The sequence below is a fragment of the Streptomyces humi genome (assembly GCF_001005085.2).
GTDB lineage: Bacteria > Actinomycetota > Actinomycetes > Streptomycetales > Streptomycetaceae > Streptomyces > Streptomyces humi.
This window is the reverse complement of record NZ_LBMU02000114.1, coordinates 1-3,297: the sequence shown is the minus strand read 5'-3', so window position 1 is coordinate 3,297 and position 3,297 is coordinate 1. Positions and strand designations below refer to the sequence as shown.

Below are 3,297 nucleotides of genomic sequence, written 5' to 3'. Positions count from 1 at the left end.
GGCCCGGCCACCACGGGGAGTCCGCTGGCGTCGGCGGTGAGTTGGCACAGCAGTGCGTTGCGGGTGCCGCCGCCGACGATGTGGATGGTGTCCACGGGGTGGTCGGCGAGTCGTTGGGCGTCGCGGATCGCCCGCCGGTGGGCGAGTGCGAGGGAGTCGAGGATGCAGCGGGTGGTCTGGGCCGGTGTTTCGGGGACCGGCTGGCCCGTGGCCCGGCAGGCGTCGGCGATGCGCTGTGGCATCCGGCCGGGGGTGAGGAAGGCGGCGTCCTGGGCGTCCACGACGGAGCGCAGTGCCGGGACGGTGGCGGCCTCGCGCAGCAGTTGGCCCAGGTCCGGGTTGCCCCAGGTGCGTACGCATTCCTGGAGCAGCCACAGTCCCATGATGTTGCGCAGGTAGCGGACGGTGTCGTCGAGGCCGAGTTCGTTGGTGAAGTTGGCGGTGCGGCTTTCCTCGCTGAGGACGGGGGTGTCGAGTTCGAGGCCGGCCAGGGACCAGGTGCCGGTGCAGATGTAGGCGAAGTGTTCCCCGGTGGCGGGTACGGCGGCGACCGCGGAGGCGGTGTCGTGGGAGCCGACGGTGGTCACCGGTACCGGCCCGGTCAGTCCGGTCTCCTCCAGTACTTCGGGGCGCAGCAGTCCGGCCGGGTCGCCGGGCCGGCGCAGCGGTGCGAAGAGGGTGAGGTCGATGCCGAGCCGGCTTGCGACCTCGGTGGACCAGGTGCGGGTGCGGGGGTCGATGAGCTGGGTGGTGGAGGCGTTGGTCAGCTCGGTGCCCTGCTCACCGGTCAGCCAGTACGACAGCAGGTCGGGGATGAGCAGGAGCCGTTCGGCGTGCGTGAGCTGTCCGGACTTTCGGGCGGCGACGAGTTGGTAGAGGGTGTTGAAGGGTGCGTACTGGAGTCCGGTCAGGGCATACAGCTCGGCCGCGGGCAGGGTCGCCCATACCTTCTCCGGGATGCCGTCGGTGCGGGTGTCGCGGTAGTGGACGGGGTTGGCGAGCAGGGTGGCGTCGGTGTCGAGGAGGCCGTAGTCCACGGCCCAGCTGTCGATGCCGACGGAGTCGACCTGCCCGGCCGCCTTCAGCCCGTCCAGGACCCCCGCGTACAGGGCGAGGATGTCCCAGCGCAGCCCCTCGGGCAGCCGCACGGGGCGGTTGGCGAACCGGTGGGCCTCGGTGAGGTGCAGGGTGTCCGGGCCGACGCGGCCGGCCATGACGCGTCCGCTGGAGGCGCCCAGGTCGACCGCCGCGTAGGACTTGGCGGCGCTCATCGCAGGAACGCGGCCGCCACACCCGCGTCGACGGGGACGTGCAGTCCGGTGGTGTGGGTCAGTTCCCCGCCGGTCAGCGCGAACACCGCGTTCGCCACGTGCTCGGGCAGCACCTCACGCTTGAGGATGGTGCGCTGCGCGTAGAACTCGCCCAGCTTCTCCTCCTCGATCCCGTAGGTCGCGGCCCGCTGGGCGCCCCAGCCGCCGGCGAAGATCCCGGACCCGCGCACCACCCCGTCCGGGTTGACCCCGTTGACACGGATGCCGTGCTCACCCAGCTCCGCCGCCAGCAGCCGCACCTGGTGCGCCTGGTCGGCCTTCGTCGCCGAGTAGGCGATGTTGTTGGGCCCCGCGAACACGGCGTTCTTCGAAGCGATGTAGACGATGTCCCCGCCCAGCTGCTGCGCGGTCATCACCCGGGCCGCCTCCCGCGACACCAAAAACGAGCCACGGGCCATGATGTCGTGCTGAAGATCCCAGTCACGCGCCGAAGTCTCCAACAACGGCTTGGAAATCGAAATCCCCGCGTTGTTCACGACGAGATCGACCCCGCCGAAGGCGAGCGCGGCGGTCCGGAACGCGGCCGCGATCTGCTCCTCGGACGTCACATCCACGGTCACGGCGACCGCCCTGTCCGGGCCGCCCAGCTCCTCCGCCACCGCGGCCGCGCCCTCGGCGTTGAGATCGGCGACGACCACACACGCTCCCTCGGCCACGAGGCGCTGGGCGATGGCCTTGCCGATGCCGCTGCCCGCGCCGGTCACCAGTGCCACCCGGGTCGCCAGCGCCTTCGGCTTGGGCATCCGCTGGAGCTTGGCCTCCTCCAGGGCCCAGTACTCGATACGGAACTTCTCCGACTCCTCGATCGGCGCGTAGGCGGAGACGGCTTCCGCCCCGCGCATCACGTTGATCGCGTTGACATAGAACTCGCCGGCCACCCGGGCGGTCTGCTTGTCCTTCCCGAAGGAGAACATGCCCACCCCGGGCACCAGCACGATCGCCGGATCCGCACCCCGCATCGCGGGAGAGTCCGCCAGCGCGTGCCGCTGATAGTAGGCCGCGTACTCGGCACGGTAGGCGGCATGCAGTTCCTTCAGCCGCGCCACCGCCTCCTCCACCGGGACGGTCGGCGGCAGGTCCAGGACCAGCGGCCGTACCTTCGTGCGCAGGAAGTGGTCCGGGCACGAGGTGCCCAGCGCCGCCAGGCGCGGGTGCTCGGCGCGGGCGACGAAGTCGAGGACCGCCTCGGCATCGGTGAAATGCCCGACCTGGGGACGGTCCTGCGAGGCGATCGCCCGGATGTACGGCGCGAGGACCGCCGCCCGCTCCCGCCGCTCGCCCTGCGCGAGCGCCCCGTAGCCCTCGATCAGCGGACCGAAAGGCTCCGCCTTCCCGCGCTCGGCCAGGAACGCCTCGGCGGTACGGATGATGTACAGAGAGTTGGCCTCACACTCCTCGGCGCTCTCACCCCAGGCGGTGATCCCGTGCCCGCCGAGGACGCAGCCGACCGCCTGCGGGTTGGCCGCCTTGATCGCCGCGATGTCCAGACCCAGCTGGAAACCGGGCCGCCGCCACGGCACCCACACCACACGGTCCCCGAAACACTCCGCGGTCAGCTTCTCCCCGTCCGCCGCACACGCCAGCGCGATCCCGGAGTCGGGATGCAGATGATCGACATGCGCCGCGTCCACCAGCCCGTGCATCGCGGTGTCGATCGACGGGGCCGCCCCGCCCTTGCCGTGCAGGCAGTACTCGAACGCGGCGACCATCTCGTCCTCACGCTCCACCCCCGGATACACCCCGCTCAGCGCCCGCAGCCGGTCCAGCCGCAGCACGGCCAGCCCACCCTCGGTCAGGGTGCCCAGGTCACCACCGGACCCCTTCACCCACATCAGCTCGACATCCCCACCCGTCACCGGATCAGCAGCCGTACCCTTCGCGGACGTGTTCCCGCCGGCGTAGTTCGTGTTACGAGGATCAGCACCAAGCCGATGAGACCGAGCGAGCAGAGCAGCAGCTTCGGGAT

At 70.9% G+C, this 3,297-nt stretch carries 2 protein-coding genes; both read right to left on the bottom strand.

What is annotated here, in order from left to right; genetic code table 11:
- Positions 1-1,271: rhamnulokinase (locus AAW13_RS40160; RefSeq protein WP_046731547.1), on the bottom strand; the 1,271-nt coding region annotated here is incomplete at its 3' end.
- Positions 1,268-3,297: bifunctional rhamnulose-1-phosphate aldolase/short-chain dehydrogenase (locus AAW13_RS40155; RefSeq protein ID WP_071659845.1), on the bottom strand; the 2,030-nt coding region annotated here is incomplete at its 5' end. The genes AAW13_RS40160 and AAW13_RS40155, both read right to left, overlap by 4 nt.